The organism is Tabrizicola sp., from assembly GCF_051645465.1.
Taxonomy (GTDB): Bacteria; Pseudomonadota; Alphaproteobacteria; order Rhodobacterales; family Rhodobacteraceae; genus Tabrizicola.
This window is the reverse complement of sequence record NZ_JBOFBI010000186.1, coordinates 21,832-48,798: the sequence shown is the minus strand read 5'-3', so window position 1 is coordinate 48,798 and position 26,967 is coordinate 21,832. Positions and strand designations below refer to the sequence as shown.

Here is a 26,967-nt window from a genome sequence, read left to right as displayed (position 1 = left end):
GTTGTATTGCCGGGGTTTAATCAGCCCCGCCGCGGGCGCGCAAGGCCTCGGCGGCACGATCTGCATCGTCAAGTGCTGCCAGGGTCGCTGGAACGAAGACGCGCCACCGCGGGCGGCGGGGGGACCGGGCCGACCAGGACTGGGTGATCTGGCTCAGCCGGTCCAGCATGACCGGGATGAACCGGATCATCAGCGCCACGGCAAGCGCCAGGTGGCGGGGGGACAGGCCCAAAAGCGCAAGAGGCCGGGAAAGCCATTGAAACACCATCAGCATGTCGGACAGCTTCGTCGTCATTGTGACGAAGTTCGCCAGCGCCACAGCCGTGACCATCCGCAGAAGCACGACGGCCCCGCCCGACAGATCACGTGTCCACAGGTGCCAGAGGCCCACGATCAGGACAAAGGGCCAAAGCGGGTAGAGAAGGCGCAGGCCGGTCACGGCAAAGCGACCACCGCCGGTAGCGTAAAGCGCTGCGGTGGCGATCGTTGCAAGCCCGAGGTGAAGGGGGTCCTTCAGCACGAAAAGCCCCGTCGTCGCCAGCGCCAGAAACCCCAGCTTCAGCCCCGCATGCAGCCCGTGCGCCCAGGTCTCAACCGGCGAGGTCAGCGTCAGCATCTAGCTCTCCGATCCGGCCCATCGCGGCGGTGAAGGCGGGGATGACCTCCCCCGGCGGGCCGTCGGCGACGATCCGGCCTTCATCCAGCCAAAGAACCCGGTCCACCCCCGCCAACGTCGCCGGATCATGCGTGATGGTCACCAACCGCTGGGGCAGGGCGGCGAAACGGCGTGCCAGCCTGCCTTGCGTGGGCAGGTCAAGACCCGCCAAAGGCTCGTCCAGCAGGATCGTCCTCGGCTGCATCAGCAGCACAGCCAGCAGGCACAGATAGTGCCGCTGCCCCTGGCTCAGCGTCGAGACCGGCGCTTTGGCCCAATGACCGCGACCCTCCTCCGCCAGAACCGCATGCGCCTTTGCCAGAGCCTCGCTCTGGGCCAGGCCCTGCTGCGCGAGCCCAAAGGCAAGCTCCTCTTCGACGGTTGGAAACAGGATCTGATGATCGGGGTTCTGGAACAGGATCCCCAGTGCGGACAGCGCCGCCTTGCGGTCCTTGAACGGGTCGAACCCGTCCACCCTGACCACGCCCCCATCCGGCGCAATCAGCCCCGCGATCAGGCGCAGAAGCGTGGTCTTGCCCGACCCGTTCCGCCCCAGAATACCGATGCGCCCTTCCGTCAGCCGAAGGGTCAGCCCGTCCAGCACCACACGCCCGCCCAGCGAAACGCTGGCCGAGGCAATGTCGATGCCGGGGGAAAGCTCGGGCAAAAGGGCAGGCATGAACGGCCTTCGGCAGGTTGGCCGCTCTTCTAGAGCATGTCCGACCGGGAGAGAAGCGCCAGCGAAACTTGCAGGGCTTCAGCAACCCCGCGACCTATGACGCGGCCAGCCTGGGACTGGTGCCCCCTGCCCGCAGCCGGGCAGAGGACGTCTTTGAACTTGCGGGTGCTACAGCCACCCGATACGGTCCGGTCAGCAGGGCGCAATGTACTCCTGGCCATACTGGTCGCGATAACGGCACTGGCCAGATTGCGAGGCAGGCCCAAGCAGGGTCCCTGCTGCGCCGCCCACAATTGCGCCGACGAGTGCACCTTTCTCCCGGTCCTCGTCAGAGGAGACGGCAGCACCAACCGCCGCACCGCCGACGGCGCCAAGAGCCGTGCTCTGCTGCTGCGGGGTGCAGGCCATCAAAGGCAGGGCCAGCAGCGGCAGGGTTAGAAGAAATCGGGTCATATCCAAGCTCCCAGAAAGTGAGTCTGCCGGCAGACACTAGCGTTCTCGCCGGCTGCCGGGGCCAGAATGTGACGGCCTGCGCGGAAATCGACCGATCCAGAGCACCAAGACCCGCGCTCCGCCGCCCGAATCAACCCTCGCGCGCCGCCACAACCGCAGCTTCCAGGATATCCATCGCCTCGGCGAAATGCGCGTCCGGAATGGTGATCGGCGCCAGGAACCGCACGACATTGCCATAAACGCCGCAAGTCAGGAGGAGAAGCCCCCGCTTCAATGCCTCCAGCCGCACCCGTCCCGTAAAGCCCGCATCCGGCTCTTTCGTGCCGGGCTTCGCGAACTCAACCGCCACCATGAAGCCCGGCCCCCGGATGTCCACGATCTCGGGCGACGTCGCGCGGATCGCCTCCAGCCGCTGCTTCAACCTTGACCCAAGCTCGTTCGCGCGGGCGCAGAGGTCTTCTTCTTCGATCACGTCCAACACAGCATTCGCTGCCGCTATCCCCAGCGGGTTCCCCGCATAGGTCCCGCCAAGTCCACCAGGGTTCGCCGCGTCCATCAGCTCGGCCTTGCCGGTCACCGCCGCCAGAGGCAGCCCGCCCGCCAGACCCTTGGCCATCGTCGTGAGGTCCGCCGCCACGCCATGTGTCTCCATGGCAAACAGAGCACCGGTCCGCGCGAAGCCTGTCTGCACCTCGTCCGCGATCATCACGATCCCATGCTGGTCGCAAAGCGCCCGGATCGCCTTCACCAGATCGGTCGGCGCAGGGTAGAACCCGCCCTCGCCCTGCACCGGTTCAAAGATGATCGCTGCCACACGGGCTGGATCGAGATCGGCTTTGAACAGCTTCTCGATCCCGGCCATCGCGTCCTTGGTCGAGATGCCATGCGGCTCCATTGGGAACGGCACATGAAAGACATCCGGCATCATCGCGCCAAAACCCTTCTTGTAGGGCTCGACTTTGCCGGTCAGGCTCATCCCCATGAAGGTCCGACCATGGAAGCCGCCGCCAAAGGCGATGACGGCGTTCCGGCCCGTCGCGATGCGGGCGATCTTGATCGCGTTCTCGCAGGCCTCGGCGCCGGTCGTGACAAAGATCGTCTTCTTCTTGAAGCTGCCCGGCACCTTGTCGTTCAGGCGCTCCGCCAGGCGGATGTAGTTCTCGTAGGGCATCACCTGATGGCAGGTATGGGTGAACTTCGTCATCTGGTTCGCCACCGCCGCCATGATCTTCGGGTGGCAATGCCCGGTGTTCACCACAGCGATCCCGGCCGCAAAGTCGATGTAGCGGTTGCCCTCGACATCCCAGACTTCCGAGTTCAGCGCCCGGTCGGCGTAGATCTGGGTCATCATCCCGACCCCGCGCGAGATGGCGTCGTCCCGGCGCTTGGCAACTTCGGCGTTCAGCATGGTTTTGCTCCCTTTGGCCCCCTCCCGACGTTCAGACTCGGGCCGCGGGGTGTTTTGCGTATTTGATCAAATATCGGCCGCAGGTTCAATCACCTTCAGTACCACATCGATCAGGGATTCAGCATTCGTTAACCTTCCCCGGTGCACCCTCTGCGAAGCGAACCATAGAGGTGCCGGATGCCGGACGGGCAGCTTTCCAACCCATCACGCCCCGCGTCGGAGGATGACCGGTTCGACCGGCTTCGTCTCCTGCGCTCGCGCCGCGTCGGTGCGGTGACTTTCCACCGGCTGATCGCCGAACATGGGTCCGCCCGCGCGGCGCTTGAGGCGCTGCCGGGCGTGGCGCGCGCGGCCGGTGTCGACGGATACGAGGTTTGCCCCGAAGGCGTCGTCTCAGCCGAGCTGAAGCAAGGCCGCGCCCTTGGCGCACGGCTTCTGGTCCATGGTGAGGCGGACTACCCGGCGGCCCTTCTCGATCTCCCCGATGCCCCGCCGGTCCTCTGGGCGTTGGGGGATGTTGCACTTCTCAACCGCCCGGCGGTCGGCATGGTCGGGGCCCGCAACGCCTCGTCCCTCGGGGTTCGTATGGCCCGAAGGCTCGGGCAGGGGCTGGCCGAGGCCGGGTTCACCGTAATCTCGGGCCTCGCCCGCGGCATCGACGCCGCTGCACACCACGCGGCCTTGGAAGCTGAAGCGCGAACCGTGGCCGTGATGGCAGGCGGCATCGATGTGATCTACCCGCCGGAAAATGATGGGCTGGCGCATGAGATCGCCGCGAAGGGCTGCCGTGTCAGCGAACACCCGCCGGGGCTGGAACCGCAGGCGCGGCATTTCCCCTTGCGCAACCGGATCGTCGCCGGGCTGTCCCGCGCGGTGATCGTGGTCGAAGCCGCAGCAAAGTCCGGCAGCCTGATCACCGCAAGGGCGGCCCTCGACTACGGTCGCGAAGTGCTGGCCGTCCCAGGCCACCCGTTCGACGCGCGTGCCTCGGGCTGCAATATGCTGATCCGCGACGGGGCGGTGCTGGTGCGGCAGACCTCCGATGTTCTGGAGGCCCTCGGCGCTGCCGACCGCGCGGCGCCCGAGCCTGAGGTCCGCCTCACTCCGCTCCCCGGACCCGAGGCGCCGCAGCGCCCGCTGAAAGAGGTGGCACTTCTTCACAGCATGATCCTGTCGCGGCTCGGCCCGAGCCCGCTCGCCGAAGATCAGCTCCTGCGCGATCTTGACGTCACCCCAGCACAGCTCTCGCCCGAGCTTCTGGCGCTGGAGCTTGAAGGCCGCATCGCCCGACAGCCCGGTGGTCTTCTGGCGCGCCTGGACTGACGAACCACGATTTTTCTGCGAAAAATCACGCCTGACGGCACCAATGTGCCTGGTCCGATCGATTCGATACCACTGGTTAACGCCATTACGACTTCCTTTCGTAGAGATGGAAAGAAGATAGAAAGAAGACGAAAAGAAGATCATCAACTTGTTGGAGAGCTTTAGGATTAACGCAGCGTTCTCAGTAGCTTGATGGTTCTCAGCCGCCTCGCTTCGCGCCGCTTGCGGAAATCGCGTTCACTGTTCGATAACCGATCCTCCTGGCCTGCCAAAGAAGACGAGACTCAGGGGCTCCACGAACCGCTACAAACGCCGCCCGGTTGACAACCGCCGCGCTTGTCCCACATGGTGCCGCGCCATCCGCGGGGCCTTGGAGATCGGGAAATCATGCCAGTCGTTGTCGTCGAATCCCCTGCCAAGGCCAAGACGATCAACAAGTATCTCGGCCCCGATTTCACTGTCCTCGCCTCCTACGGCCATGTCCGCGACCTGCCCGCAAAGGACGGCTCGGTCGACCCGGAGCATGGTTTCGACATGCTTTGGGAGGTCGCGCCCGAAAGCCGCAAACATGTGAAAGCCATCGCCGAGGCGCTGAAGACAGACGACACGCTGATCCTCGCCACCGACCCCGACCGTGAGGGCGAGGCGATCAGCTGGCACTTGAAGGAAGCCCTGCAAAGCAGCCTGAAGAAAGGCAAAACCGTCGCCCGCGTGACCTTCAACGCCATCACCAAAGACGCGGTGACCAAGGCGATGAAGGAACCGCGCGAGGTCGATCAGGCGCTTGTCGAAGCCTACCTCGCCCGCCGTGCGTTGGACTATCTAGTGGGTTTCACCCTCTCGCCGGTCCTCTGGCGGAAACTCCCCGGCGCAAAGTCTGCGGGCCGGGTGCAATCGGTCTGCCTCCGCCTGATCGTCGAGCGCGAAATGGAGATCGAGGCCTTCAAGGCGCAGGAATACTGGACCGTAAAGGCCGTCTTCCGCACCCCCCGCGGGCAGGAGTTCGAAGCCGGTCTTGTGACCCTTGGCGGCAAGAAGCTGGCCAAGTTCGACATCCCCAGCGCAACGGCCGCCGAGCTTGCGGTGCAGGCCGCGAAGTCGCGTGAATTCAAGGTGATGGCGGTCGAATCTAAACCTGCGACCCGCAACCCCTGGCCGCCCTTCATGACCTCGACGCTCCAGCAGGAAGCGAGCCGCAAGTACGGCATGGGCGCCAAGCAGTGCATGAATGCGGCACAAAGGCTATACGAGGCGGGCCACATTACCTACATGCGGACCGACGGCATCGACATGGCCCCCGAAGCGGTGATGGCCACGCGGGGCGAGATCGAGAAGCGCTTCGGTAAGGCCTATGTCCCTGATTCTCCACGGATGTACAAGAACAAGGCAAAGAACGCGCAGGAAGCGCATGAATGCATCCGGCCGACCGACATGGGCCTCGGGCCCGAGAAGATCCGGGTCGAGGACGACCAGCGCAAGCTCTACGACCTGATCTGGAAGCGCACTATCGCGAGCCAGATGGCTGCCGCCCGGCTGGAACGGACGGCGGTTGATCTGGCCTCGCCGGACGGGCAGGTGGCGTTCCGGGCAAACGGGCAAGTTGTTCTTTTTGATGGATATCTCAAGGTCTACGACCAGGGCCGCGACGACGAGGACGACGAGGAAGGCCGCCTGCCTCAGGTGATGCAGGGCGAGGCTGTCGACAAGGGAGCCATCACGCCCGACCAGCATTTCACCCAGCCGCCGCCCCGCTATACCGAAGCCACGCTCGTCAAGCGGATGGAGGAGCTGGGGATCGGGCGGCCCTCGACCTATGCCTCGATCCTGACCACGATCGTCGACCGGGAATATGTGCGGAAGGACAAGAACCGGCTGTTCCCGGAAGACAAGGGGCGGCTCGTCACGGCGTTCCTGGCCAACTATTTCAAGCGCTATGTCGAGTATGATTTCACCGCGGACCTTGAGACCGAGCTTGACGATGTCTCGGCCGGCGACCGCGACTACAAGGATGTCCTGGCCCGCTTCTGGCGCGACTTCTCGGCGGCGATTGCCGAAACTGCGGACCTGCGGATCGGCGAGGTTCTGACCAAGATCGATGACTTCCTGGCGCCGCACCTTTACCCCGCGCGGGCGGATGGCGGTGATCCGCGGATCTGCCCGACCTGTGGGACGGGGCGGCTGCATCTCAAGACCGCGCGGTCGGGTGGGGCGTTCATCGGCTGCGGGAACTATCCGAACTGCCGTTATACCCGGCCCCTGGCGGGGGATGCGGAAAGCGTGGCGTCGGACGGGCGCATTCTGGGGCCGGATGAAAACGGCATCGAGATCAGCCTGCGGGCGGGGCGCTTCGGCCCCTACGTCCAGCGGGGCGAGGCCACGGAGGCGCAGCCTAAGCCGGACCGGGCGAGCCTGCCGAAGGGCTGGTCGCCGGACGGGCTGACGCTCGACCGGGCGCTGGCGCTTCTTTCGCTGCCGCGGGAAGTCGGCAAGCATCCGGCGGACGGGGTGCTGGTGGAGGCCGGGATCGGGCGGTTCGGGCCTTATGTGAAGCACGGGCCGGTCTATGCGAACATACCGGAGGTCGAAGAGGTCTTCACCATCGGGATGAACCGGGCTGTCGAGGTGCTGGCGCAGAAGGTGGCCGGGCGGCGGGGGGCTTCGGCTCCGGCGGGGCCGCTGAAGGTTCTGGGTGCCCATCCGGATGGGGGCGACGTGCAGGTCATGCCGGGTCGGTATGGGCCTTACGTGAAGTGGGAGAAGGTCAACGCGACGCTGCCGAAGGGGATGGAGCCTGAGGCGGTCACGCTGGAAGAGGCGCTGGCCCTGATCGCCGAGAAGGCGGGGAAGGGTGGGGGCAAGAAGAAGGCTCCCGCAAGGAAAGCGGCGGCTGGAAAGCCGGCGGCGAAGAAGGCCCCGGCCAAGAAGAAGGTGGCCCCGAAGAAAGCAGCTGCCAAGGCTTGAGCTTGTCCCACGGTGGGACACAGTGCCGAACTGTTATAAATCAATGGGTTGTGCCCTCGTTCACCCTCTCTTTACCTTTCGGCCCAAGGGCCTGGCTTGGAGATAGAGGTGGAGAGCAGGTCTGCGGGACGGGAGAGAAGGGACGATCACAAAGGCAGATAGGCCAGCGCCTTCAGCCCGTCCGCCCTTGCCGGATCAGGTCCAGAATCTCCTTTGCTGCCGCCGGGATATTCGTCCCCGGCCCGAAGATCGCTTTCACCCCGGCGCCTTTCAGGAAGTCGTAGTCCTGCTGCGGGATCACCCCGCCGCAGATGACCAGGATATCCCCCGCCCCCCGCGCCTTCAGCACCTCGATCAGCTTTGGTGCCAGCGTCTTGTGCCCCGCCGCCTGGCTGGAGATACCGATGACATGCACATCATTGTCGATCGCATCCTGCGCCGCTTCCTCGGGCGTCTGGAACAACGGCCCCACATCCACGTCAAAACCGATATCGGCGAAGGCCGTGGCGATCACCTTTGCGCCACGGTCATGCCCGTCCTGGCCCATCTTGACGACCAGCATCCGGGGGCGGCGGCCTTCGGCTTCGGCAAAGGCCTCGACGTCCTTCTGGATCTGGGCGAAGCCCGCGTCGCCCTCATAGGCCGCGCCATAGACCCCGGCGAGCGTTTTCACTTCCGCGCGGTGGCGGCCGAAGACCTTTTCCATGGCGTCCGAAATCTCTCCGACTGAGGCCCTTGCGCGGGCGGCTTCGACGGCTGCGTCCAGAAGGTTCCCGCCTTCACTTGCCCTGCGGGTCAGTTCCGACAGCGCGGCCTGGCAGCGGGGCTCATCCCGCGCGGCGCGGGTGGCTTTCAGGCGGGCGACCTGGGCCTCGCGCACGGCGATGTTGTCGATGTCGAGGATGTCGATCGCGTCCTCGCGGTCCTTGCGGTACTTGTTGACCCCGACGATTACCTCTTCGCCCCGGTCGATCATCGCCTGCCGCCGGGCCGCCGACTCCTCGATCCGCAGCTTCGGCATGCCGGAGGCCACGGCCTTCGTCATACCTCCCATCGCCTCGACCTCCTCGATCAGCTTCCAGGCCTCGGTCGCCAGCTGGTCGGTCAGGCTTTCGACGTAATAGCTGCCCGCCAGCGGGTCGACGACATGGGTGATGCCGGTCTCCTCTTGCAACACAAGCTGGGTGTTCCGGGCGATCCGGGCGGCAAATTCTGTCGGCAAAGCAATGGCTTCGTCCAAAGCGTTCGTGTGGAGCGACTGAGTGCCGCCCAGGACCGCCGCCATCGCCTCATAGGCCGTGCGGATCACGTTGTTGTAGGGGTCCTGCTCCTGCAAGCTGACGCCCGAGGTCTGGCAATGGGTCCGCAGCATCAGGCTGGACGCCTTCTTTGCCCCGAACTCGTCCATGATCCGGTGCCAGAGCATCCGGGCAGCCCGAAGCTTGGCCACCTCCATGAAGAAATTCATGCCGATGGCGAAGAAGAACGACAGCCGCCCCGCGAAGTCATCGACGTCCATCCCGCGCGCGATGGCGGTTTTCACGTATTCGCGGCCATCTGCCAGGGTGAAGGCCAGCTCCTGCACCAGGTTCGCGCCCGCCTCTTGCATGTGGTAGCCGGAGATCGAAATCGAATTGAACTTCGGCATCTCGGCAGAGGTGTATTCGATGATGTCGGCCACGATCCGCATCGAAGGCTCGGGCGGATAGATGTAGGTGTTCCGCACCATGAACTCTTTCAGGATGTCGTTCTGGATCGTCCCGGAGAGTTCAGCGCGGGGCACCCCTTGCTCTTCCCCCGCCACGATGAAGCTGGCCAGGATCGGGATCACCGCGCCATTCATCGTCATGGAAACGCTGATTTTTTCCAGGGGGATACCGTCGAAGAGAACCTTCATGTCTTCGACACTGTCGATCGCCACACCGGCCTTGCCGACATCGCCGACCACGCGGGGGTGATCGCTGTCGTAGCCCCGGTGGGTGGCGAGGTCGAAGGCCACCGACACGCCCTGCTGCCCGCCTGCAAGCGCCTTGCGGTAGAAGTCGTTCGACGCCTCGGCGGTCGAGAAGCCCGCATATTGCCGGATCGTCCAGGGCCGGCCGGCATACATCGTCGCCCTTACCCCGCGGGTGAAGGGTGCTATTCCCGGCAGGCTGTCCATATGCGACAGGCCCGCAGTATCGGCGGCAGTGTAGAGCGGCTTGACGGTGATCCCCTCCAGCGTGGCCCAGGTCAGGCTGTCGGGCGAAGCACCCTTCAATTCCTTCGCGGCCAGGGCCTCCCAGGCCTTAAGATTCCCAGTCATTGCGTCCCCCGACCGATGCGTTGCATCGTCCCTTTTGCATTCCTTGGCGCGCGCCTATATCCCGTGGAAAGAGAGGTGCCATGCGACCTTTGCAAACGCTGATTTTCGCTGCTCTTCTGCCCTTCTCCGCGCTGGCGCAGGAGGCCACGTCCGATGCCCCGGCCTTCGGACCCCTGCCCGCAAGCGAGGTGGTCTTCGACGACCAGCTTTACGTGAAACGGCCCGTCGTCGTTTTCGCCGACAGTCCGAACGACCCGGCCTTCATCCGGCAGATGGAGCTTCTTGCCCGCGCCCTCCCCGAGCTTGAAAAGCGCGATGTGATCCTGGTCACCGACAGTGATCCGGAGGCGAAGTCGGAGTGGCGGCAGAAGCTGCGCCCGCGCGGGTTTTCGCTGGTGATCATGGACAAGGACTTGCGTCCCGTCGTGCGCAAGCCCCTGCCGTGGGACGTGCGCGAGATCACCAATGCCATCGACAAGCTGCCCTTGCGGCGGCAGGAGGTTCTGGAGCTGAACCCGGCGGGGCGGTGACATCACTCGAACTCCAGGATCACGTCGTCGACCCTTAGGCTGGCGCCTTCGCTGGCTTTGATGGCCTTGACCACGGCTTTGCGCTCGGCTTTGAGGATGTTCTCCATCTTCATTGCCTCGACTGTGGCCAAGGCCTGGCCTTCCTGTACCTCGTCGCCTTCGGATACGTTGATCCTGACCACCAGGCCCGGCATCGGGCAGAGGAGGTATTTCGAGGTGTCCGGTGCCGCTTTCTCGAGCATCAGGCCTGACAGAGCCTTTTGGCGCGGGGTCTGGACGTGAACCTTCAGGTCAGCGCCCCGGAGCCGCATCCGGAAGCCCATGGGTATCTTGGCCGTCTTGATCGCGAGCGTCGTGCCGTCGATCCAGAGGCGTGCGAGGGGCTGGCCCGGTGTCCAGTCGCTTTCGACCCTCAAGGCTTGGCCGTCGGGGAACGTGACGGTCGAGCCGTTGGGGTCGGCGGCGATTTTCACTGCGTGAGTCTGGCCTTGGAGCGAGACGATCCAGTCGTCACCGACGCGCCGGGTGTGGTTGTCCATCGTGCCGGAGATGCGGGTGCGGCGGATTTCGGCGACGCGGTTCATTGCGGCGGCGGCGGCGGCCACGCGGCGGAGGGTGGCGTCGTCAAGCGTCGCGCCCTGGAAGCCGTCGGGGTATTCCTCGGCGATGAAGGCGGTGGTGATGTTGCCGCTGGTGAAGCGGGGATGGTCCATGACTGCGCTGCAGAAGGGGAGGTTGTGGCCGATGCCCTCGACCTCGAACGTGTCGAGCGCCAGGCGCATTTCTTCGATGGCTTGGTGCCTTGTCGGGCCCCAGGTGCAGAGCTTGGCGATCATGGGGTCGTAGAACATGCTGATCTCGCCGCCCTCGTAGACGCCGGTGTCGTTGCGGACGATGCCGGTTTCCGTGGGGCCTTCGACCGGGGGCCGGTAGCGGGTGAGGCGGCCGATCGAGGGGAGGAAGTTGCGGTAGGGGTCCTCGGCGTAAAGGCGGGATTCCATTGCCCAGCCGTTGATCTTCAGGTCCGATTGCTTGAAGGGCAGGGGTTCACCATTCGCGACCCGGATCATCTGTTCGACCAGATCGACGCCGGTGATCAGCTCGGTCACCGGGTGTTCGACCTGCAAACGCGTATTCATTTCAAGGAAATAGAAGTTGCGGTTGCCGTCGACGATGAACTCTACCGTTCCGGCACTGGTGTAGCCCACGGCGTTGGCCAAAGCGCAGGCCTGTTCGCCCATGGCCTTGCGGGTGGCTTCGTCCAGGAACGGCGAGGGCGCCTCTTCGATGACCTTCTGGTTCCGCCGCTGGATCGAGCACTCACGCTCATGCAGGTAGACGCAATGCCCGTGCTTGTCGGCCAGCACCTGGATCTCGATGTGGCGGGGCTGGGTCACGAACTTCTCGATGAAGATGCGGTCGTCGCCGAAGCTGGCCGCAGCCTCGTTCTTCGACGACTGGAAGCCCTCGGCGGCTTCCCCGTCGTTCCAGGCGATCCGCATCCCCTTGCCGCCGCCCCCGGCGCTGGCCTTGATCATCACCGGATAGCCGGTCTCGCGGCTGATCTTCACCGCCTCATCCGCATCGGCGATCAGGCCCATGTAGCCCGGGACAGTGGACACCCCGGCTTCCATCGCGAGCTTCTTTGAGGTGATCTTGTCGCCCATCGCCTCGATCGCGGGGCTGGGCGGGCCGATGAAGACGACGCCTTCCGCCTCCAAGGCCGCGGCGAAGTTGCGGTTTTCGCTGAGGAAGCCGTAGCCCGGATGCACCGCCTGCGCACCGGTTGCGGCGATCGCCGCCATGATCTTGTCGATCACGATGTAGGACTGCGCCGCTGGCGGCGGGCCGATGTGCACAGCCTCATCCGCCATCTGGACATGCAGAGCGTTGCGGTCCGCATCCGAGTAAACGGCGACGGTTCTTATCCCCATCTTCCGGGCCGTCTTGATCACGCGACAGGCGATCTCGCCCCGGTTGGCGATCAGGATCTTGTCGAACATCCGTCTTCCCCTTCAGACGCGAATAAGAAAAGACCACCCGGGCGGTTGGCCCGGATGGTCTTTGCAGTTGGAACTGACCGCCCGAAGGCGGCTAGATCAGTAGCCGGAGTTGCAGGGCGGCAGGCCGAGTTCGATCCCGCAGGTGGCAACACCTGCAAGGCCGCCAATGGCCGCACCGGCGAGCATGTTTTCATCCAGCGCATCGGCGACAAGCGCGCCCGCAGCGGCACCTGCAACGCCGCGCGATGCAGGGTCCTGCAAGCAGCCCGCGAGAGGGGTAGTGAGAAGAGCGAAGACGATAAGCGACTTCCGCATTTGATACTGCCTCGTAGGTTTGTTGTTATTGAAGCGGATTCTACAGCAATATCACTGGTTTCAAAGCAGTTTCTGATACCTCTCACGCAATCGGCATTGCCCCGCCCACCAAGAAGGGTCGGTCCGGCCTGGGACGGGCCGGACCGAAGGGAAGGGGAAGGGTAACAACGTTGACTGCGCAAGTCATGGCTCAGCTGCCGGTGACCCGCTAGGAAACAATGGCGCGCACCTGATTGCATTGCAAACGCAATGAAAACGCCCCGCCCGGCCTGAGCAAAAGCATGCCAAAAGCGCTGTGAGGTCGGCAAGTTCACGCCTAATCTTCCTCCCCGTCCCAGTCATCGGCCAGAGCATCGGGTGCGTCGGGCGCGAAGACCTCGGGGAAGGCCGCTTCGGCACGCTTTACGTCGATCCGAAGAAGCGCTTCGTAAGAGCAGGGGTCGAACGGGTCTTCAGCAGCCACAACTTCGCGCCCGAACAGCCACGACAGCCGGCCAGCATCGAGATTGCCGCGCTCGAATGGCTCTTCGCCGAAGTATTGCCAGAGCGCCGCCATGAAGGCCTGATCGGCCATCCGGTCGACATGTTTGCGGTCCTTGAACCGCTCGCGCCGGACCAGTTTGGTCGGGCCTTCCTTCATGTTGGCGCGCCGGATGGTGAACTGGAAATCGGTTCCCGTCAGGCGGCCGGGAAAGCCGCGGTGTTTCAGCATCTGTCCTGTCCTGGGCTGAAGTCGTTGGCTGGACGGACGTGGGATAACACCGTCAAGGCCCAGAGGGGCCGACGCCAATGTCTTGAATTGTCAGGGGGGAATAGCCTTTCAGCCGCGCACAGGCGCAGGAGGCCGAGGGTTGGTGCGGGCCCGCCCAGCGAAAGCCGGCAGGCCCGCGCCGGAAGATTACTTGTACTTGCCGGTGTAAGTCGGCTCGACGGTAACCGGTGCGGGTTCCATCGGCTCTTCTTTCTTGGCGCAAGCTGCAATGGCCGAAACCATAGCCAGAACCAGAACGATACGTGCGCTCTTCGACATCCTCTACTCCATCCTTCTTGTGGTGCTTGGGTTTCCTTTCCGGAATCCTGCACCTGTTCGCTGTTAAAGGCCGAACTGGCCCGGCCCCCTCCCACCATATCCGAAAGGACTTCGGAATGGTATGGCGGTACAACCAAGTTCCCGACCTGTGGCGTTCCTACATCAGCCTGTTGCGCCTGGCCAGCCGGAAAATCAAGATTTTGGGGCCGCATCAGAACACCTCCCAGACGCAGGCGCCGTTCTCGATGCGGTAGGATTCGAAGAACTGCACGACGTCAGGCGCAGCCTCGCCGAAGGGCACCTCGGCCCCGGCGAAAGAGATGATGATCTGCTGCGGCGCAGGCACCATGCCGTCGATCCGGCTGACGGCGAAGCTGTCGCAGACGGCCTGCATATCCTCGGAGGCGGCCTCGACATCATCGGGCGAAAGACCCGGTGCAAGGAAACGGAACCGCGCCGCCGCGCCTTCGGGGCCGCGGGCGTTGGTGACGATGTCGATCAGCCGCAGCTCGCGCCCGGAGGGTACCTCGACCGCTTCGCCATCGGGGGCATCCTCGTTGCAGCCTGATGTCAGCGCCAGGGCGGTCAAGAGCAGGAACAGGTTTGGGGTGAAGCGGCTGTGCATGGTGTCAGAGCGGAATATTGTCGTGCTTTTTCCAAGGGTTCGATAGCTTCTTGCCCCGCAGTGCCGCAAACGCGCGCGCCACCCTGCGGCGGGTGGAATGCGGCATGATCACCTCGTCGATAAAGCCCTTTTCGGCCGCGACGAAGGGGTTGGCGAAGCGGTCCTCATAGTCCTTGACCCGCCCGGTGATCTTCTCCCTGTCGCCAAGCTCGGATCGGTACAGGATCTCGACCGCCCCTTTTGCCCCCATTACAGCGATTTCCGCTGTCGGCCAGGCATAGTTGACATCCCCCCGCAGGTGCTTTGACGCCATCACGTCATAGGCCCCGCCATAGGCTTTCCGGGTGATCACCGTGACCTTCGGCACCGTCGCCTCGCCATAGGCGAAGAGAAGCTTTGCCCCGTGCTTGATCACCCCGCCATATTCCTGAGACGTTCCGGGCAGGAAGCCCGGCACGTCGACAAAGGTCAGGATCGGGATTTCGAACGCATCGCAAAACCGCACGAAACGGGCGGCCTTGCGGCTGGCGTCGATATCGAGGCATCCCGCCAGCACTGTCGGCTGGTTTGCCACAACGCCGACCGACTGGCCCTCGATCCGGATGAAGCCGGTGATGATGTTGGCTGCAAACGCCGCCTGGATTTCAAAGAAATCGCCTTCGTCCGCCACCTTCTGGATCAGCTCTTTCATGTCATAGGGCTGGTTCGGGTTGTCGGGGATCAGGGTGTCGAGGCTGGGTTCGGTCCGGTCGGGCGCGTCGAAGAAGGGCCTGACGGGCGCCTTCTCGCGATTGGACTTTGGCAGGAAATCGATCAGCCGCCGGGTCTCGGCCAGGGCCTCGACGTCGTTCTCGTAGGCGCCATCGGCGACCGAGGATTTCCGGGTATGGGTCGAAGCCCCACCCAGTTCTTCGGCCGTAACCTGTTCATTCGTCACCGTTTTCACCACATCGGGGCCGGTCACGAACATGTAGGAGGTGTCCTTCACCATGAAGATGAAGTCGGTCATCGCGGGCGAATAGACCGCACCACCGGCGCAGGGGCCCATGATCAGGGAAATCTGCGGCACCACGCCCGAGGCCATGATGTTGCGCTGGAAAACCTCGGCGTAACCGGCCAGCGAGGCGACGCCCTCTTGTATCCGCGCCCCGCCGGAGTCGTTGATGCCGATGACCGGAGCGCCGTTCTGCAGCGCCATGTCCATGATCTTGCAGATCTTCTGGGCGTGGGTTTCCGAAAGCGACCCGCCGAAGACCGTGAAATCCTGGCTGAAGACATAGACCATGCGACCGTTGATCGTGCCCCAGCCGGTGACCACGCCGTCACCGGCGGGCCGGTCCTTCTCCATCCCGAAATCGGTGCAGCGGTGGGCGACGAACATGTCGAACTCTTCGAACGAGTCCTCGTCCAGCAGAAGCTCGATCCGTTCCCGCGCGGTCAGCTTGCCTTTGGCATGCTGCGCGTCGACCCGCCGCTCGCCGCCGCCCGCTCGGGCCACCGCCCGGCGCGCCTCCAGCTCTTCGAGAATGCCGTTCACCTGCCGACCTCCGCCTCATCCGACGGAAAGCCTAAAGCGCTGGAGGGGCGGGCGGAAGCGGTTTGTTGTGAATTTGCAAATTCAGTTCGGAGAGAGTCTTACAAATTGCAAATCCGCAAACTGCCCGGGCTGCTGAGTCAGGCCAAGTAGTTCGTATAGGCAAAACAGCCCGTACTGATGAGTATGCTGACCGCACCGCCGATCCGAAGGGGCGCGGACTTTCGGCCCCCGATAAACCAAAGCCCGATCAAGATCATGGTCAGGGCTCCGAACACGACCGAGCCCCAGGTTGCAAGCAGGAACCAATCCATCGGCAATCTCCTCAAAGGCGCTTCATCCGTTGGCAAGGCGATTGCCAAGCCAGATTGAACCGTGTGGTCCACACGGGTATCGCGATGAAAGCACCTCGAATGACACCTGTCATGTCAGCTATTCCAGTCCCCATCGTCACCATCGGCCTTCTTCTGGCCTATGACGTCTTCATGACCTTCGCCCGGTAAGGGCGCCTGAAGTTCAAGGAGACCGCGCTGATCACCGTGATCCTGGTCAGCTGGGGAATCGCGTTTTTCGTCTTTCGCAAATGAGTATGAAGGGAGCACTTCCGCACCCCGCTGTTGTCTTTAGGTCAATGGACAAGCCCGCGGCGGAAGCGTAGCCCAGGGCAATGCTAGAGCCGCGCTTCCTTGATCGCACGACACCGCCGAAAATCGTCACGCTCATCCTGATGGCAGGACTGGCGGCGCTGACGATGAACATCTTCCTGCCCTCGCTGCCGGGGATGGCTGTCTACTATGGCGTGCCCTATGGCGTCATGCAGCAGTCGGTGGCGCTTTACCTCGCGCTTTCGGCGGCCCTGCAGATCATCATCGGCCCGATTTCCGATCGTTTCGGGCGGCGCAAGGTGCTGGTCTGGTCGCTGATCCTGTTTCTGATCGCCACGGTCGGCACGCTTCTGGCACCAACCGCGACGGTCTTCCTGATCTTCCGGATGGCGCAGGCCGTGATCGCCTCAGGCATGGTGCTTAGCCGCGCGGTCGTGCGGGACATGGTGGCGGACGAACGGGCGGCCAGCATGATCGGCTATGTCACCATGGGGATGAGCCTGGTGCCGATGATCGGCCCGGTGATCGGCGGGTTCCTTGACGATGTTTACGGCTGGAAAGCCAACTTCGCGCTCCTTCTGGTGCTGGGGGTGGCTGTGCTGGCGCTGGTCTGGGCCGATCTGGGCGAGACGGCGACTTTGCGCCCGGTCAGCCTGATGGATCAGGTCCGCACCTATCCCGGCCTCTTCGCGTCACGCCGGTTCTGGGGCTACACGCTGGCCGCTGCTTTCTCGTCGGGCTGCTTCTTCGCCTATCTGGGTGGCGCGCCCTATGTCGGTGACAAGGTCTTTGAGCTGTCCTCAACCCATGTCGGTGCACTCTTTGCCCTCACCGCCATTGGCTATGCCGCCGGAAATTTCCTTGCCGGACGCTATTCGGTGCGGGTGGGCATGAACCGGATGATCCTCCTTGGCACGCTGGTGACCTCTTTTGGCATAGCTCTGCTGGCGGTCCTGACCTGGGCCGGATTGTCCGGCCCGACCATGTTCTTCGGCCTGACCGTGTTCATGGGCCTTGGGAACGGCATCGCACTGCCAAGCGCCAATGCCGGGATGCTGTCGGTCCGACCAGAGCTTGCGGGGACAGCGTCGGGCCTTGGCGGGGCCATCATGATTGGCGGTGGTGCTGCGCTTGCGGCTGTGGCGGGTGTCCTTCTGCATCCCGGCGCGACCGAAATGCCGCTTGTGCTCCTCATGCTCGCCTCATCCATCGCATCGGTCATCGCCACGCTCTTCGTCATCCGGCGCGCCCGGCAGATCGGCGCTTGACTGCTGAAGTTTGCAAAGCCACGTTCGGCTTTGCAAAATGGGGGCAGTCATGGCGACGCAAAAGCTTTATGCCGGTGTCAAACTGCGCGAGATCAGGGGTCGGCTGGGGCTGACCCAGAAAGTCTTTGCCGACAAGCTTTCGGTCTCGCTGCCCTACCTGAACCAGATGGAAAACAACCACCGGCCCGTCTCGGCTGCGGTTGTTCTGGCGCTGGCACAGGAATTTGGCCTCGACGTCACCGAATTGACCGTCGGCGAAAGCGAGCGCCTGGTCACCGACATGCGCGAGGCGCTGGCCGATCCGGTCTTCTCCTCGCAAGCGCCGCCCGTAGCCGATCTGCGCCTTGCCGCCTCGAATGCCCCGGCCCTGGCGCGGGCCTTCCTTGACCTGCATCGCGCGTATCGCCAGACGCATGAACGCCTTGCCTCACTGGATGAGGCCCTGGGGCGCGAAGACGCCGCGCTGCGTCCCTCTGCCTGGGAGGAAGTGCGGGACTTCTTTCACTATTGCGATAACTACCTCGATGCGGTCGATCGTGCTGCAGAGCATTTCGCCAGCCCCGCAACCAACGAAAAAGCCATCGAAAACCTCGCGCAGGACTTGTTCCGGCGTTCGGGCATCAGCTTGCACTATTCCGACACCGCGCCGCTTCGTCATTATGACCCTGCAGCGCGCCGTCTGGACATCTCGGCCCGCGCTTCCGGCCCCTCGCAACGGTTCCAGCTTCTGCATCAGGTGGCGCTTCTGACCCAGAACGACCTCTTGGAGGCCACGCTTGACCTTGCCCGCTTCTCAACCCCCGAAGCCCGTGACATCGCCAAGATCGGGCTGGCTAACTATTTCGCCGGTGCCGCCCTCTTGCCCTACCGCGCTTTTCTTGCGGCCGCGCAAGAGGTTCGGCACGACCTCGAACGCCTGGCCGACAGGTTCGGCGCTTCGATCGAGCAGGTGGCACATCGCCTGTCCACCCTGCAGCGACCGGGCGCCAAGGGCATCCCGTTCTTCTTTGTGCGCGTCGATCAGGCGGGGACGATCACCAAGCGCCATTCGGCCACGCGGCTGCAGTTCGCCCGTTTCGGCGGTGCGTGTCCGTTGTGGAACGTTCACCGGGCCTTCGAGACGCCCGGCCAGTTCCTGCGGCAGCTGGCGGAAACCCCGGACGGCGTTCGCTACCTGTGCCTGGCGCGGGACGTGTCGAAACCCGCGGGGGCGTTTCTCGCCCCGGTCCGCCGCTATGCCATCGGCCTTGGCTGCGAAGTGCAGCATGCGGGCCAGCTGGTCTATTCCGACGGGCTGGATCTGAAGGGCAGGTTCGAGCCCATCGGCATCTCCTGCCGGATCTGCGAGCGGACGGCTTGCCACCAGCGGTCCGTCCCGCCGCTGGAGGGCCGCCTGCGGGTCAACCCCAATGCCCGTGGCGTCCTGCCCTACGAGATCGGCTGATCAGGCCTTTCTGAGGGCCGCCCAGATCTGGTCCTTCAGATGCGACCGGGTCTTGCGGAGCACCTCTTCGTCCGCCTCGGTCAGGAGGTCCAGCCTGGTTTCCGAGCGATGTATCTTGTCGTTGACGACATCATAATCGACCAGAAGCTTGGCAAAGTGGGCATTTGCCACCTTGAGAGCGCTGATCTTCTGTGCCTCGGCCGGAAACTCGTCGTGCAGAGTGTGCGGGGTGTTCGACATCCGTCTCTCCTTTGACTGTCATGCGCAGTCTGGAGCCACCCGCACCCACAGGCCTTGACCGGGATCAAACAGCGGCGAAATCAACGCTGCGCGGTGCGCCAGTTCGGGTTGATCCAGGGCTCGAGGTTCGACGCCGGCAGGGGTGTGCGGCCCAGGATGTGATCCGCCGCCTTCTCGCCCACCATGATCGACGGCGCGTTCAGGTTGCCGTTCGTGACCTGCGGGAAGATCGAGCTGTCGGCGACCCGCAGACCCTCAACGCCAATCACGCGGCATTCTGGATCGACGACGGCCATCGGATCGGAGGCACGACCCATGCGCGCCGTGCCACAAGGATGATAGGCGCTTTCGACGTGCTGGCGCACGAAGTCATCCAGCTGAGCGTCGGTCTCATGGCCCGGCCCGGGTTGCAGCTCGGCCTTGAGGAAGGGCTTGAACGCCTCCTGTCCGAAGACTTCGCGGGTCAGCCGGATGCAGGTGCGGAACTCCTCCCAATCGTCGGGGTGCGACATGTAGTTGAAGCGGATCACCGGTGCATCGGTCGGATTGCCCGACCGCAAGGTCACCGACCCGCGCGACTTGGACCGCATCGGGCCGACGTGAGCCTGGAAACCGTGACCCTCGACCACTGCCTTGCCGTCATAGCGCACGGCGATGGGCAGGAAGTGGTACTGGATGTCGGGATACTCGATCCCCGCCTTTGACCGGATGAAGGCACAGGCCTCGAACTGGTTCGAAGCACCGGGCCCGGTTCCGGCGAGCAGCCACTGCGCACCGACCCAGGCTTTGCCGAAAAGATTCCAGTACTTGTAAAGCGTGATCGGCTGGCTGGCCGAGAACTGCATGTAAACCTCCAGATGGTCTTGCAGGTTCGCCCCCACCCCCGGCCGATCGGCGATCACCCCGACCCCATGCTCGGCCAGGTGCTTCGAGGGGCCGATCCCGGACAGCATCAGAAGCTTAGGCGTGTTGATCGAGGACGCCGCCAGGATGACCTCCCGGCCCGCCCGTATCACTTCGCGCCCGCTCCGCGTATCGACCTCGACGCCCACTGCGCGGGCGCCCTGCATCACTACTCGGCGTGCAAAGCCCCGCATGATGTGAACGTTGCCGCCTGCCATCGCGGGCTTCAGATAGGCATTGGCGGCCGACCAGCGCCGGCTTTTCCAGATCGTCGCCTCGAACGGGCCGAAGCCTTCCTGCTGCTGCCCGTTGTAATCCTGCGTGACGGGATAACCCGCCTGCCGTCCGGCTTCGATGAAGGCGTCGAAGAGCGGGTTTTCCCGCGCGCCCCGCGTCACATGCAACGGACCGTCCACCCCCCGGAACTCCGGCCCCGACCCGCCGTGCGAGGCCTCCATCCGCTTGAAATACGGCAGCACATCGGCATAGGACCAGCCATCGGCCCCCATCTCGGCCCAGCTGTCGAAGTCCTTCGCGTGGCCCCGGACATAGACCATCCCGTTGATCGAGGATGACCCCCCGATCACCTTTCCCCTGGGCGTCGCCAGTACCCGGCCGCCCAGATGCGGCTCCGGCTCGGTTGCGAAGCCCCAGTCGTAGATCCCCATGTTCATCGGGTAGCTCAAAGCCCCAGGCATCTGGATGAAGGGGCCCGCGTCCGATCCACCGTGTTCTATGACGGTGACCCGTTTCCCGGCCTCGGCCAGCCGGTAGGCGAGCGCGCAACCGGCCGATCCCGCGCCGACGATGACGTAATCCGCGTGCATCTTCAGGCCCCGCGCACCAGTTCGGCTTCCAGGTGCCGAAGCGCCAGAGCCACTGCCGCCACCCCGTCGGGTGCGCCCGACTTCAAGACTTCGCGGAGATAAAGCCCGTCGATCAGCGCACCCAACGATTCGGCAATCTCGGGCGCCCGATCCCCGGACAGCGGCCGGAGCGCCGCGATGAGGTTCGACCGCAGGCGGCGTTGATACACGGCCAGAAGCCGCTTCGCCTGCGGCACCGTCTGTGCGAGCACCCAGAAGTTCAGCCAGGCCCCCACCGCCTCGCGCCGGAAGTTTCCGGCACTGAAGGATGCCCGAAGGATGGCGCGAATCCGCCCTTCCGCCCCTTCGGCCGCCGCCAGCGCGCCACGCACTTCCGCGCCGTAAAGCGTCATGATGTGGCGCATCGCGGCCAGGAACATCTCTTCCTTGGACCCGAAATAGTGATGCGCCAGCGCCGAGGACATCCCCGCGCGCTTGGCGATCTGGCTGACGGTCACATCCAGCGACCCCACGCGGCCGATCTCGACAATCGTGGCTTTCACCAGCGCTTCCTTGCGGATAGGCTCCATTCCAAGCTTCGGCATCGGTGCGGCCCCAGATAATGCTTGCCAATCCGTATAAGCGCGAAGTTTATTGACTCGTCAATCAACAAAAAACCGGGGAGCCTACATGACCATCCGTTCCACCCTTCTGTCGACCGCCGTCACATTCGCGCTCGCAGGCTCAGCCTTCGCCGAAGGTTGCGACAAGATCATCTTCTCAGACGTCGGCTGGACCGACATCACTGCAAACACCGCCGCCACCACGCTGATCCTGGAAGCGCTGGGATATGAGACCGAGACCAAGGTCCTCTCTGTCCCCGTCACCTACGCCGGCCTGGCCGAAGGCGACATCGACGTTTTCTTGGGCAACTGGATGCCGACGATGGAGGCCGACATCGCCCCCTACCGCGATGCGGGCACGGTAGAAACCGTCCGCACCAACCTTGAAGGCGCGAAATACACGCTGGCCACCAACGAACATGGCGCGGCACTGGGCATCGCCGACTTCAAGGACATCGCCGCACAGAAGGACGCGCTGGAAGGCCAGATCTACGGGATCGAGCCCGGCAACGACGGCAACCGCCTGATCATCGACATGATCGCCTCTGGCCCCTTCGGCCTTGACGGGTTCGAGGTGGTCGAAAGCTCCGAGCAAGGCATGCTGGCCGAGGTGAAGAAGGCTACCGAGGACGGCAAGCCGATCGTCTTCCTCGGCTGGGAACCGCACCCGATGAACGCCAACTTCAAGATGACCTACCTCACTGGCGGCGACGACTACTTCGGCCCGAACTTCGGCGGGGCCACCGTCGCCACCAACACCCGTGCGGGCTATGTCGTGGAATGCCCGAACACCGGCAAGCTGCTGTCGAACCTCGTCTTTACCCTGCCGATGCAGAACGAGATCATGGGCGCGATCCTGAATGACGGTGCCGACCCGCGCGATGCCGCCAAGACCTGGCTTGCGGCCAACCCCGGAACCTGGGAAGCCTGGCTTGATGGTGTCACCACAACGGACGGCGGCGATGCGAAGGCCGCAGTCGCTGCCGCACTTCAGTAAGGTACGGTCGCCCCGGCGAAGGCCGGGGCATCTCCCCTCGAATTCGGGCAAGGAGCTGACCGGATGGATTGGATTGTCGGCTTCTTCACCGGCCTGTTCAATTTCCTGATCAATGCCGTGGTCTGGCTGGTCACGACCCTTTGGTGGCTGATCATCTCGATCCCCGACGTCGTGCACTGGATGTTCGTGTCGCTGGGCTGGTTTGTCATCTGGCTGCCGCAACGGCTTCTGGGCATGAGCGATGAGAAGCTTCCCATCGGCAAGAATGCCAAAGCCGCATTCGAATGGATCAACGACCGCGCGGGCGACTTCTTCGACTGGCTGTCGGACGTGATTACCGCCATGATCGACGGGCTGATGTGGTGCCTGCAAGCGCCCCATCCTGCCTTCGTCATTCTCGCTTTCGTAGCCCTTACCTGGTGGCTGCAACGCAGCTGGCGCGTCTGCCTGCTGGTGACGGTGGCCTTTCTGTTCATCCTCGATCAGGGATACTGGGAGGAGACCACCGAAAGCCTGACCCTCATCCTCTCCGCCTGTGTCGTCTGCATGGGTCTTGGCGTCCCCATCGGCATCGCCGCCGCGCACCGGCCAAAGCTCTACCGCGCCATGGTGCCGATCCTTGACCTCATGCAGACGTTGCCGACCTTCGTCTACCTGATCCCCGCCATCGTCTTCTTCGGCCTCGGCATGGTCCCGGGCCTCATCGCCACCGTGATTTTCGTCCTTCCCGCGCCGATCCGCCTCACCCATCTCGGCGTCTCCTCCACGCCGCAGGCATTAATGGAGGCAGCAACCGCCTTTGGTGCCACGCCGAAGCAGCGGCTGTGGAAAGTGGAACTGCCCTACGCCTTCCCGCAGATCATGGCGGGGCTGAACCAGACGATCATGCTCTCGCTCTCCATGGTCGTGATCGCCGCCCTTGTCGGCGCCGACGGCCTTGGTGTCCCGGTCGTGCGCGCGCTGAACTCGGTCAACACCGCGCTTGGTTTCGAGAGCGGCTTCATCATCGTCGTCGTGGCCATCCTCCTCGACCGGATGCTGCGGGTGACGCGATGACCGACACCCCTGCCGTCATCTTCGACCGTGTCTCCATCGTCTTCGGCGACCATCCGGAGCGCGCCCTGCCCTTGATGGACCAGGGCCTCAGCCGGTCAGAAATCCAGACGCAGACCGGCCAGATTCTCGGCGTCCACGACTGTTCGCTGACCGTCGCAAAGGGCGAGATTCTTGTGCTGATGGGCCTCTCCGGCTCTGGCAAGTCCACGCTCCTGCGCGCGGTGAATGGGTTGAACCCCGTGGTGCGCGGGTCGGTGACGATCAATGACGGCGACTGGACGGCGAATGTCACCCAGTCCTCACCCGCCGACCTGCTGCGGGTCCGCCGCGAATGCATCGCCATGGTGTTCCAGCAGTTCGGCCTCCTGCCCTGGCGAACGGTGCGGGAAAACGTCGGCCTCGGGCTGGAACTCGCCGGCCAGACGCCCGACCAGCGCCGCCCCAAGGTCGACGAACAACTGGCGCTGGTGAACCTGACGCAGTGGGCCGACCGGAAGGTGGGCGACCTTTCGGGCGGCATGCAGCAGCGGGTGGGTCTTGCGCGCGCCTTCGTGACCGACGCGCCGATCCTTCTGATGGACGAACCCTTTTCGGCGCTTGACCCGTTGATCCGTGCCAAGCTGCAGGACGAGCTTCTGGATTTGCAGCAGAAACTGCAGCGCACGATCATATTCGTGAGCCACGATCTGGACGAGGCCTTCAAGATCGGCAACCGCATTGCCCTGATGGAAGGCGGACGGATCGTGCAATGTGGCACGGCGCGCGAGATCATCGCCAACCCGGTTTCAGACTACGTTGCGGATTTCGTGGCCCACATGAACCCGCTGAGCGTGCTGACAGCACGGGATGTGATGGAAGCGGGGGAGGCAGGGCCTACGGCGCGCACGCTGCCCGCCGAGACTCCGGTCAAGGATATCATGGACATGATGTCGAAGGGGGTCGGCGAGCTGGTCGTGACGGAAAACGGCCGAAACCTGGGTCTTGTGCGTACCGCAGGCCTGATGGCCAAGCTGATCAACCCACGCGGCTGACGTTAGCGGAGACTAGAGCTCGATCTCGCCGTTCGGGCCGGGCGCGAATTCGGGTTTCGGCACCAGAGGTGCGTTGCGCCGGATCAGGATGTCGCCGTTTGGCAGCATGACCGGCGCGTCGTAGTTGCGGAAATCGTCGATCATTGCGATGAGTTCCTGGAACTTGGGACCAAGCTCATCCCACTTGGGCTTCATCTCGGTCAGCGCCTTTTCCATCTCGTTCAGCGCCGGTTCCATCTCGGTCATCATCCCGCGCATGACCAGCTTCATGCCTTCTTCCATCAGGCTGAAGCCGTCATCCTCGGCTTTTGGCACAGCCGGGACTTCCTGCGCAAAGGCAGGCATGGCCGCGACGCAAAGGATCAATGCTGCTCTCATGTCGCCAATATGGGCGCTTTGCCCCGCGATTTCAAATCACATCTGGCAGATCGATCGTCACCGGGAAGTGGTCGGAGGCCTGCAGCAGTGCTTTGTGGAGTTCGGGGATATCCAGGATCCGGGGATCGTTGAACGGGTGCCAGATGCGCCAGTCCGGCGACTTGGCCGCAAGATCGGACGAGACCATGATGAAATCCAGCAGCGCCTCGAAGTAGCGCTTCTGCGGGGCGAGGTAGAAGCGCGCGGTCGTGGGGGCAAAGCCGACCTTGCTTTGCAGGGCCATCGTGGCGTGGGGATCGGCAAGCTTGAGCGCGGGGTCGGGCATGGTGCCAAGCACGATCTCGACGCCCGAGTGGCCGAAGAGCTTCTCGAACTCGTCGATGCCGGGGCCGTCGTTGAAATCACCCATGACCACCAGGCTATCACCCTTGGCGAGATGTCCATCAACCCGCTGGCGAAGCCACAGGCACTGCGCCAGCTGCTTGCGGCGGTTCTCGATCGCCAGCCGCATCTGCGCCTCATGCCCGACCGCGCCGTAGGGGTTCTTCGACTTGGCATGCACCCCAATCAGGCGCAGTTTCGTGCCGCCCGTCGTCGTCACCGCAAGCTCCAGTGGGGGCTTCGAGAAGCGGATGGTTTCCGAGACATTGTCGGCGTCGAGGTCATAGCGGAACGTCCCGTCGAAACGGGGTGCGTCAGAGGAGCCGTGGCTGGTCGAGGAATTGCCGATAGCATCGTGTCGTGCCGACAGCCGGTCGGGATCGTAGAGGAAGGCAATCTCCTGTTCGGTATCGGAAGGAAACCCGATCAGCGCCTTTCGCGCCCTTAAGCCGACGGCACGGGCGAAGGTCTCCAGCGCCTTCACGGTCGAGCGTTTGCCGTTCGTATCCGGCGCTTCGATGATCATGATCCCGTCGGCATCGAGCGCAGTGAATACCACTCCAAGCGCGCCAAGCTGTTCGCCGCGGCTGGTCTTGTAGCGGGTCGAGGGTTCGCTGTCGTCGAGCATCCGGCCATGGTCGTCGAAAAGCGCGTTGAACCATTCGACATTGTAGGTCGCAAGTCGCAGGGATCGCTGGGTCATGCCGCCGCCTTGGCGGAAATCTCGCGCCAAGCCTCATTGATCAGTTGCAAGCGGCGTTCGGCAAGCTTCATTGCCTCGGGCGGGACACCCCGCGCCTGCATCACATCGGGGTGGGTGTCGCGGACCAGCGCCTTCCAGGCTTGCCGGGCTTCGTCCTTCGTAGCGTTTTGCGGCAGGCCCAGCACATCATAGGGATCGCGCGGCGCCCCCTCGACCAGGCGTGAGCGGACGGTGCGGAAGCAGCCCTCATCCAGACCGAACGCATCAGCGACATGGGCAAGAAAGGCGTCTTCGCCGGTGTGATAGCTGCCGTCGGCAAGGGCGATCTGGAAGAGCGCCTCCAGGATGTCGACCAGAACATGGTGGTCATCGGCACAGATGCGTTTGCCTTGGCGGTTGAAAAGACGTGCGATCTTGTGGGCATAGGCGTCAAAGCCCGCAACATCCTGCCGTGCCAGATTGAAGACATGCGCGGCATGCTCCTCTTCGCCCTCGGGGAAGGTGAAGATTCGGCGGAAGGCGGTGACCTCGTCTCGGGTGACAGTGCCGTCGGCCTTGGCCATCTTTGCCCCAAGGGCAAGGACGGCAATCGTGAAGCCTACGGATTGCTCGGGGGCCGGGTCGGCGCGCAGCTTGTCGAAGACAACCGAAAGCGGCTCGCCGTTGGCAAGCGCAGCAAGAGCTTCGGTGATGCGGGTCCAGATCGACATG

At 63.9% G+C, this 26,967-nt stretch carries 26 protein-coding genes; 8 read left to right on the top strand and 18 right to left on the bottom strand.

Features of this window, described 5'->3' with window-relative positions; translation table 11 throughout:
* Positions 1 to 16 precede the first annotated feature (16 nt).
* From ACRCSW_RS12195 to ACRCSW_RS12180, 4 genes are all read right to left on the bottom strand, one after another.
* A complete protein-coding gene (locus ACRCSW_RS12195) occupies positions 17 to 616 on the bottom strand; it encodes an energy-coupling factor transporter transmembrane component T family protein (protein WP_438705429.1) in 600 nt (199 codons plus the stop codon).
* Positions 591 to 1,334 (bottom strand): energy-coupling factor ABC transporter ATP-binding protein, encoded by a 744-nt coding sequence (locus ACRCSW_RS12190; RefSeq protein WP_438705428.1) that lies wholly within the window; start codon positions 1,332 to 1,334, stop codon positions 591 to 593. The genes ACRCSW_RS12195 and ACRCSW_RS12190 overlap by 26 nt, the downstream gene beginning before the upstream one ends.
* Before the next feature lie 192 nt (positions 1,335 to 1,526).
* Complete coding sequence (locus ACRCSW_RS12185) at positions 1,527 to 1,787, bottom strand: YtxH domain-containing protein (RefSeq protein ID WP_438705427.1); 261 nt, start codon at positions 1,785 to 1,787, stop codon at positions 1,527 to 1,529.
* 130 nt (positions 1,788 to 1,917) lie between these two features.
* Entirely contained in the window at positions 1,918 to 3,195 is a 1,278-nt protein-coding gene (locus ACRCSW_RS12180; RefSeq protein ID WP_438705425.1) for a 4-aminobutyrate--2-oxoglutarate transaminase, read from the bottom strand.
* A 177-nt stretch (positions 3,196 to 3,372) separates the two neighbouring features.
* On the opposite strand from ACRCSW_RS12180, the gene dprA reads away from it, so the two are divergent.
* Together dprA and topA are read left to right on the top strand one after the other, a co-directional pair.
* A complete protein-coding gene (gene dprA, locus ACRCSW_RS12175; protein ID WP_438705424.1) occupies positions 3,373 to 4,518 on the top strand; it encodes a DNA-processing protein DprA in 1,146 nt (381 codons plus the stop codon).
* A gap of 387 nt (positions 4,519 to 4,905) precedes the next feature.
* Positions 4,906 to 7,479 carry a type I DNA topoisomerase gene (gene topA, locus ACRCSW_RS12170; protein WP_438705422.1) on the top strand — a complete coding sequence of 858 codons (2,574 nt, stop codon included), beginning with the start codon at positions 4,906 to 4,908 and terminating at the stop codon, positions 7,477 to 7,479.
* 172 nt (positions 7,480 to 7,651) lie between these two features.
* On the opposite strand, the gene scpA is transcribed toward topA, so the two are convergent.
* Entirely contained in the window at positions 7,652 to 9,784 is a 2,133-nt protein-coding gene (gene scpA / locus ACRCSW_RS12165; RefSeq protein WP_438705421.1) for a methylmalonyl-CoA mutase, read from the bottom strand.
* A gap of 80 nt (positions 9,785 to 9,864) precedes the next feature.
* On the opposite strand from scpA, the gene ACRCSW_RS12160 reads away from it, so the two are divergent.
* Positions 9,865 to 10,314, top strand: a complete 450-nt coding sequence (locus tag ACRCSW_RS12160) for a DUF4174 domain-containing protein (protein ID WP_438705419.1) — start codon at positions 9,865 to 9,867, stop codon at positions 10,312 to 10,314.
* A 2-nt stretch (positions 10,315 to 10,316) separates the two neighbouring features.
* On the opposite strand, the gene ACRCSW_RS12155 is transcribed toward ACRCSW_RS12160, so the two are convergent.
* The 7 genes from ACRCSW_RS12155 to ACRCSW_RS12125 all read right to left on the bottom strand — a co-directional run bounded on the left by ACRCSW_RS12155 (position 10,317) and on the right by ACRCSW_RS12125 (position 16,135).
* Complete coding sequence (locus ACRCSW_RS12155) at positions 10,317 to 12,317, bottom strand: acetyl-CoA carboxylase biotin carboxylase subunit (RefSeq protein ID WP_438705417.1); 2,001 nt, start codon at positions 12,315 to 12,317, stop codon at positions 10,317 to 10,319.
* 96 nt (positions 12,318 to 12,413) lie between these two features.
* Entirely contained in the window at positions 12,414 to 12,632 is a 219-nt protein-coding gene (locus tag ACRCSW_RS12150; RefSeq protein ID WP_438705415.1) for a hypothetical protein, read from the bottom strand.
* A 316-nt stretch (positions 12,633 to 12,948) separates the two neighbouring features.
* Entirely contained in the window at positions 12,949 to 13,344 is a 396-nt protein-coding gene (locus ACRCSW_RS12145) for a hypothetical protein (protein ID WP_438705413.1), read from the bottom strand.
* A 186-nt stretch (positions 13,345 to 13,530) separates the two neighbouring features.
* Positions 13,531 to 13,662: a hypothetical protein gene (locus tag ACRCSW_RS12140; RefSeq protein WP_438705412.1), complete on the bottom strand. Its 132-nt coding sequence runs from the start codon at positions 13,660 to 13,662 to the stop codon at positions 13,531 to 13,533.
* A gap of 211 nt (positions 13,663 to 13,873) precedes the next feature.
* Positions 13,874 to 14,287, bottom strand: a complete 414-nt coding sequence (locus ACRCSW_RS12135) for a DUF6497 family protein (RefSeq protein WP_438705410.1) — start codon at positions 14,285 to 14,287, stop codon at positions 13,874 to 13,876.
* Between the two features lie 4 nt (positions 14,288 to 14,291).
* Positions 14,292 to 15,824 carry an acyl-CoA carboxylase subunit beta gene (locus ACRCSW_RS12130; protein ID WP_438705409.1) on the bottom strand — a complete coding sequence of 511 codons (1,533 nt, stop codon included), beginning with the start codon at positions 15,822 to 15,824 and terminating at the stop codon, positions 14,292 to 14,294.
* Positions 15,825 to 15,961: 137 nt separating this feature from the next.
* Positions 15,962 to 16,135, bottom strand: coding sequence for a hypothetical protein (locus tag ACRCSW_RS12125; protein WP_438705408.1), 174 nt, complete (start codon positions 16,133 to 16,135; stop codon positions 15,962 to 15,964).
* 353 nt (positions 16,136 to 16,488) lie between these two features.
* Here ACRCSW_RS12125 and ACRCSW_RS12120 point away from each other — a divergent pair, with 353 nt between their 5' ends.
* Both ACRCSW_RS12120 and ACRCSW_RS12115 read left to right on the top strand, forming a co-directional pair.
* Positions 16,489 to 17,694: a multidrug effflux MFS transporter gene (locus tag ACRCSW_RS12120; protein WP_438705407.1), complete on the top strand. Its 1,206-nt coding sequence runs from the start codon at positions 16,489 to 16,491 to the stop codon at positions 17,692 to 17,694.
* 49 nt (positions 17,695 to 17,743) lie between these two features.
* A complete protein-coding gene (locus tag ACRCSW_RS12115) occupies positions 17,744 to 19,138 on the top strand; it encodes a helix-turn-helix domain-containing protein (protein WP_438705405.1) in 1,395 nt (464 codons plus the stop codon).
* Here ACRCSW_RS12115 and ACRCSW_RS12110 read toward each other — a convergent pair whose 3' ends face one another.
* The 3 genes from ACRCSW_RS12110 to betI all read right to left on the bottom strand — a co-directional run bounded on the left by ACRCSW_RS12110 (position 19,139) and on the right by betI (position 21,692).
* Positions 19,139 to 19,378 (bottom strand): YdcH family protein, encoded by a 240-nt coding sequence (locus tag ACRCSW_RS12110; protein ID WP_438705404.1) that lies wholly within the window; start codon positions 19,376 to 19,378, stop codon positions 19,139 to 19,141.
* A gap of 80 nt (positions 19,379 to 19,458) precedes the next feature.
* Positions 19,459 to 21,108 (bottom strand): choline dehydrogenase, encoded by a 1,650-nt coding sequence (betA, locus tag ACRCSW_RS12105; protein WP_438705402.1) that lies wholly within the window; start codon positions 21,106 to 21,108, stop codon positions 19,459 to 19,461.
* Positions 21,109 to 21,110: 2 nt separating this feature from the next.
* Positions 21,111 to 21,692, bottom strand: coding sequence for a choline-binding transcriptional repressor BetI (gene betI, locus ACRCSW_RS12100; protein ID WP_438705400.1), 582 nt, complete (start codon positions 21,690 to 21,692; stop codon positions 21,111 to 21,113).
* Between the two features lie 85 nt (positions 21,693 to 21,777).
* On the opposite strand from betI, the gene choX reads away from it, so the two are divergent.
* The 3 genes from choX (at position 21,778) to choV (ending at position 24,794) form a co-directional block, all read left to right on the top strand.
* A complete protein-coding gene (gene choX / locus ACRCSW_RS12095; protein ID WP_438705399.1) occupies positions 21,778 to 22,707 on the top strand; it encodes a choline ABC transporter substrate-binding protein in 930 nt (309 codons plus the stop codon).
* 180 nt (positions 22,708 to 22,887) lie between these two features.
* The gene (gene choW, locus ACRCSW_RS12090) at positions 22,888 to 23,763 is read left to right on the top strand and encodes a choline ABC transporter permease subunit (protein WP_438705489.1); all 876 of its coding nucleotides are present in this window, start codon (positions 22,888 to 22,890) and stop codon (positions 23,761 to 23,763) included.
* Entirely contained in the window at positions 23,760 to 24,794 is a 1,035-nt protein-coding gene (gene choV / locus ACRCSW_RS12085; protein ID WP_438705397.1) for a choline ABC transporter ATP-binding protein, read from the top strand. The genes choW and choV overlap by 4 nt, the downstream gene beginning before the upstream one ends.
* A 12-nt stretch (positions 24,795 to 24,806) precedes the next feature.
* Here the strand turns inward: choV and ACRCSW_RS12080 are convergent, their stop codons facing one another.
* From ACRCSW_RS12080 to ACRCSW_RS12070, 3 genes are read right to left on the bottom strand one after another with little or no spacing between them, the layout of a single operon-like run.
* Complete coding sequence (locus ACRCSW_RS12080) at positions 24,807 to 25,160, bottom strand: AAA+ family ATPase (protein ID WP_438705395.1); 354 nt, start codon at positions 25,158 to 25,160, stop codon at positions 24,807 to 24,809.
* 43 nt (positions 25,161 to 25,203) lie between these two features.
* The gene (locus ACRCSW_RS12075) at positions 25,204 to 26,256 is read right to left on the bottom strand and encodes an endonuclease/exonuclease/phosphatase family protein (RefSeq protein ID WP_438705393.1); all 1,053 of its coding nucleotides are present in this window, start codon (positions 26,254 to 26,256) and stop codon (positions 25,204 to 25,206) included.
* Positions 26,253 to 26,966, bottom strand: coding sequence for a TerB family tellurite resistance protein (locus ACRCSW_RS12070; protein WP_438705391.1), 714 nt, complete (start codon positions 26,964 to 26,966; stop codon positions 26,253 to 26,255). The genes ACRCSW_RS12075 and ACRCSW_RS12070 overlap by 4 nt, the downstream gene beginning before the upstream one ends.
* Position 26,967 lies beyond the last annotated feature (1 nt).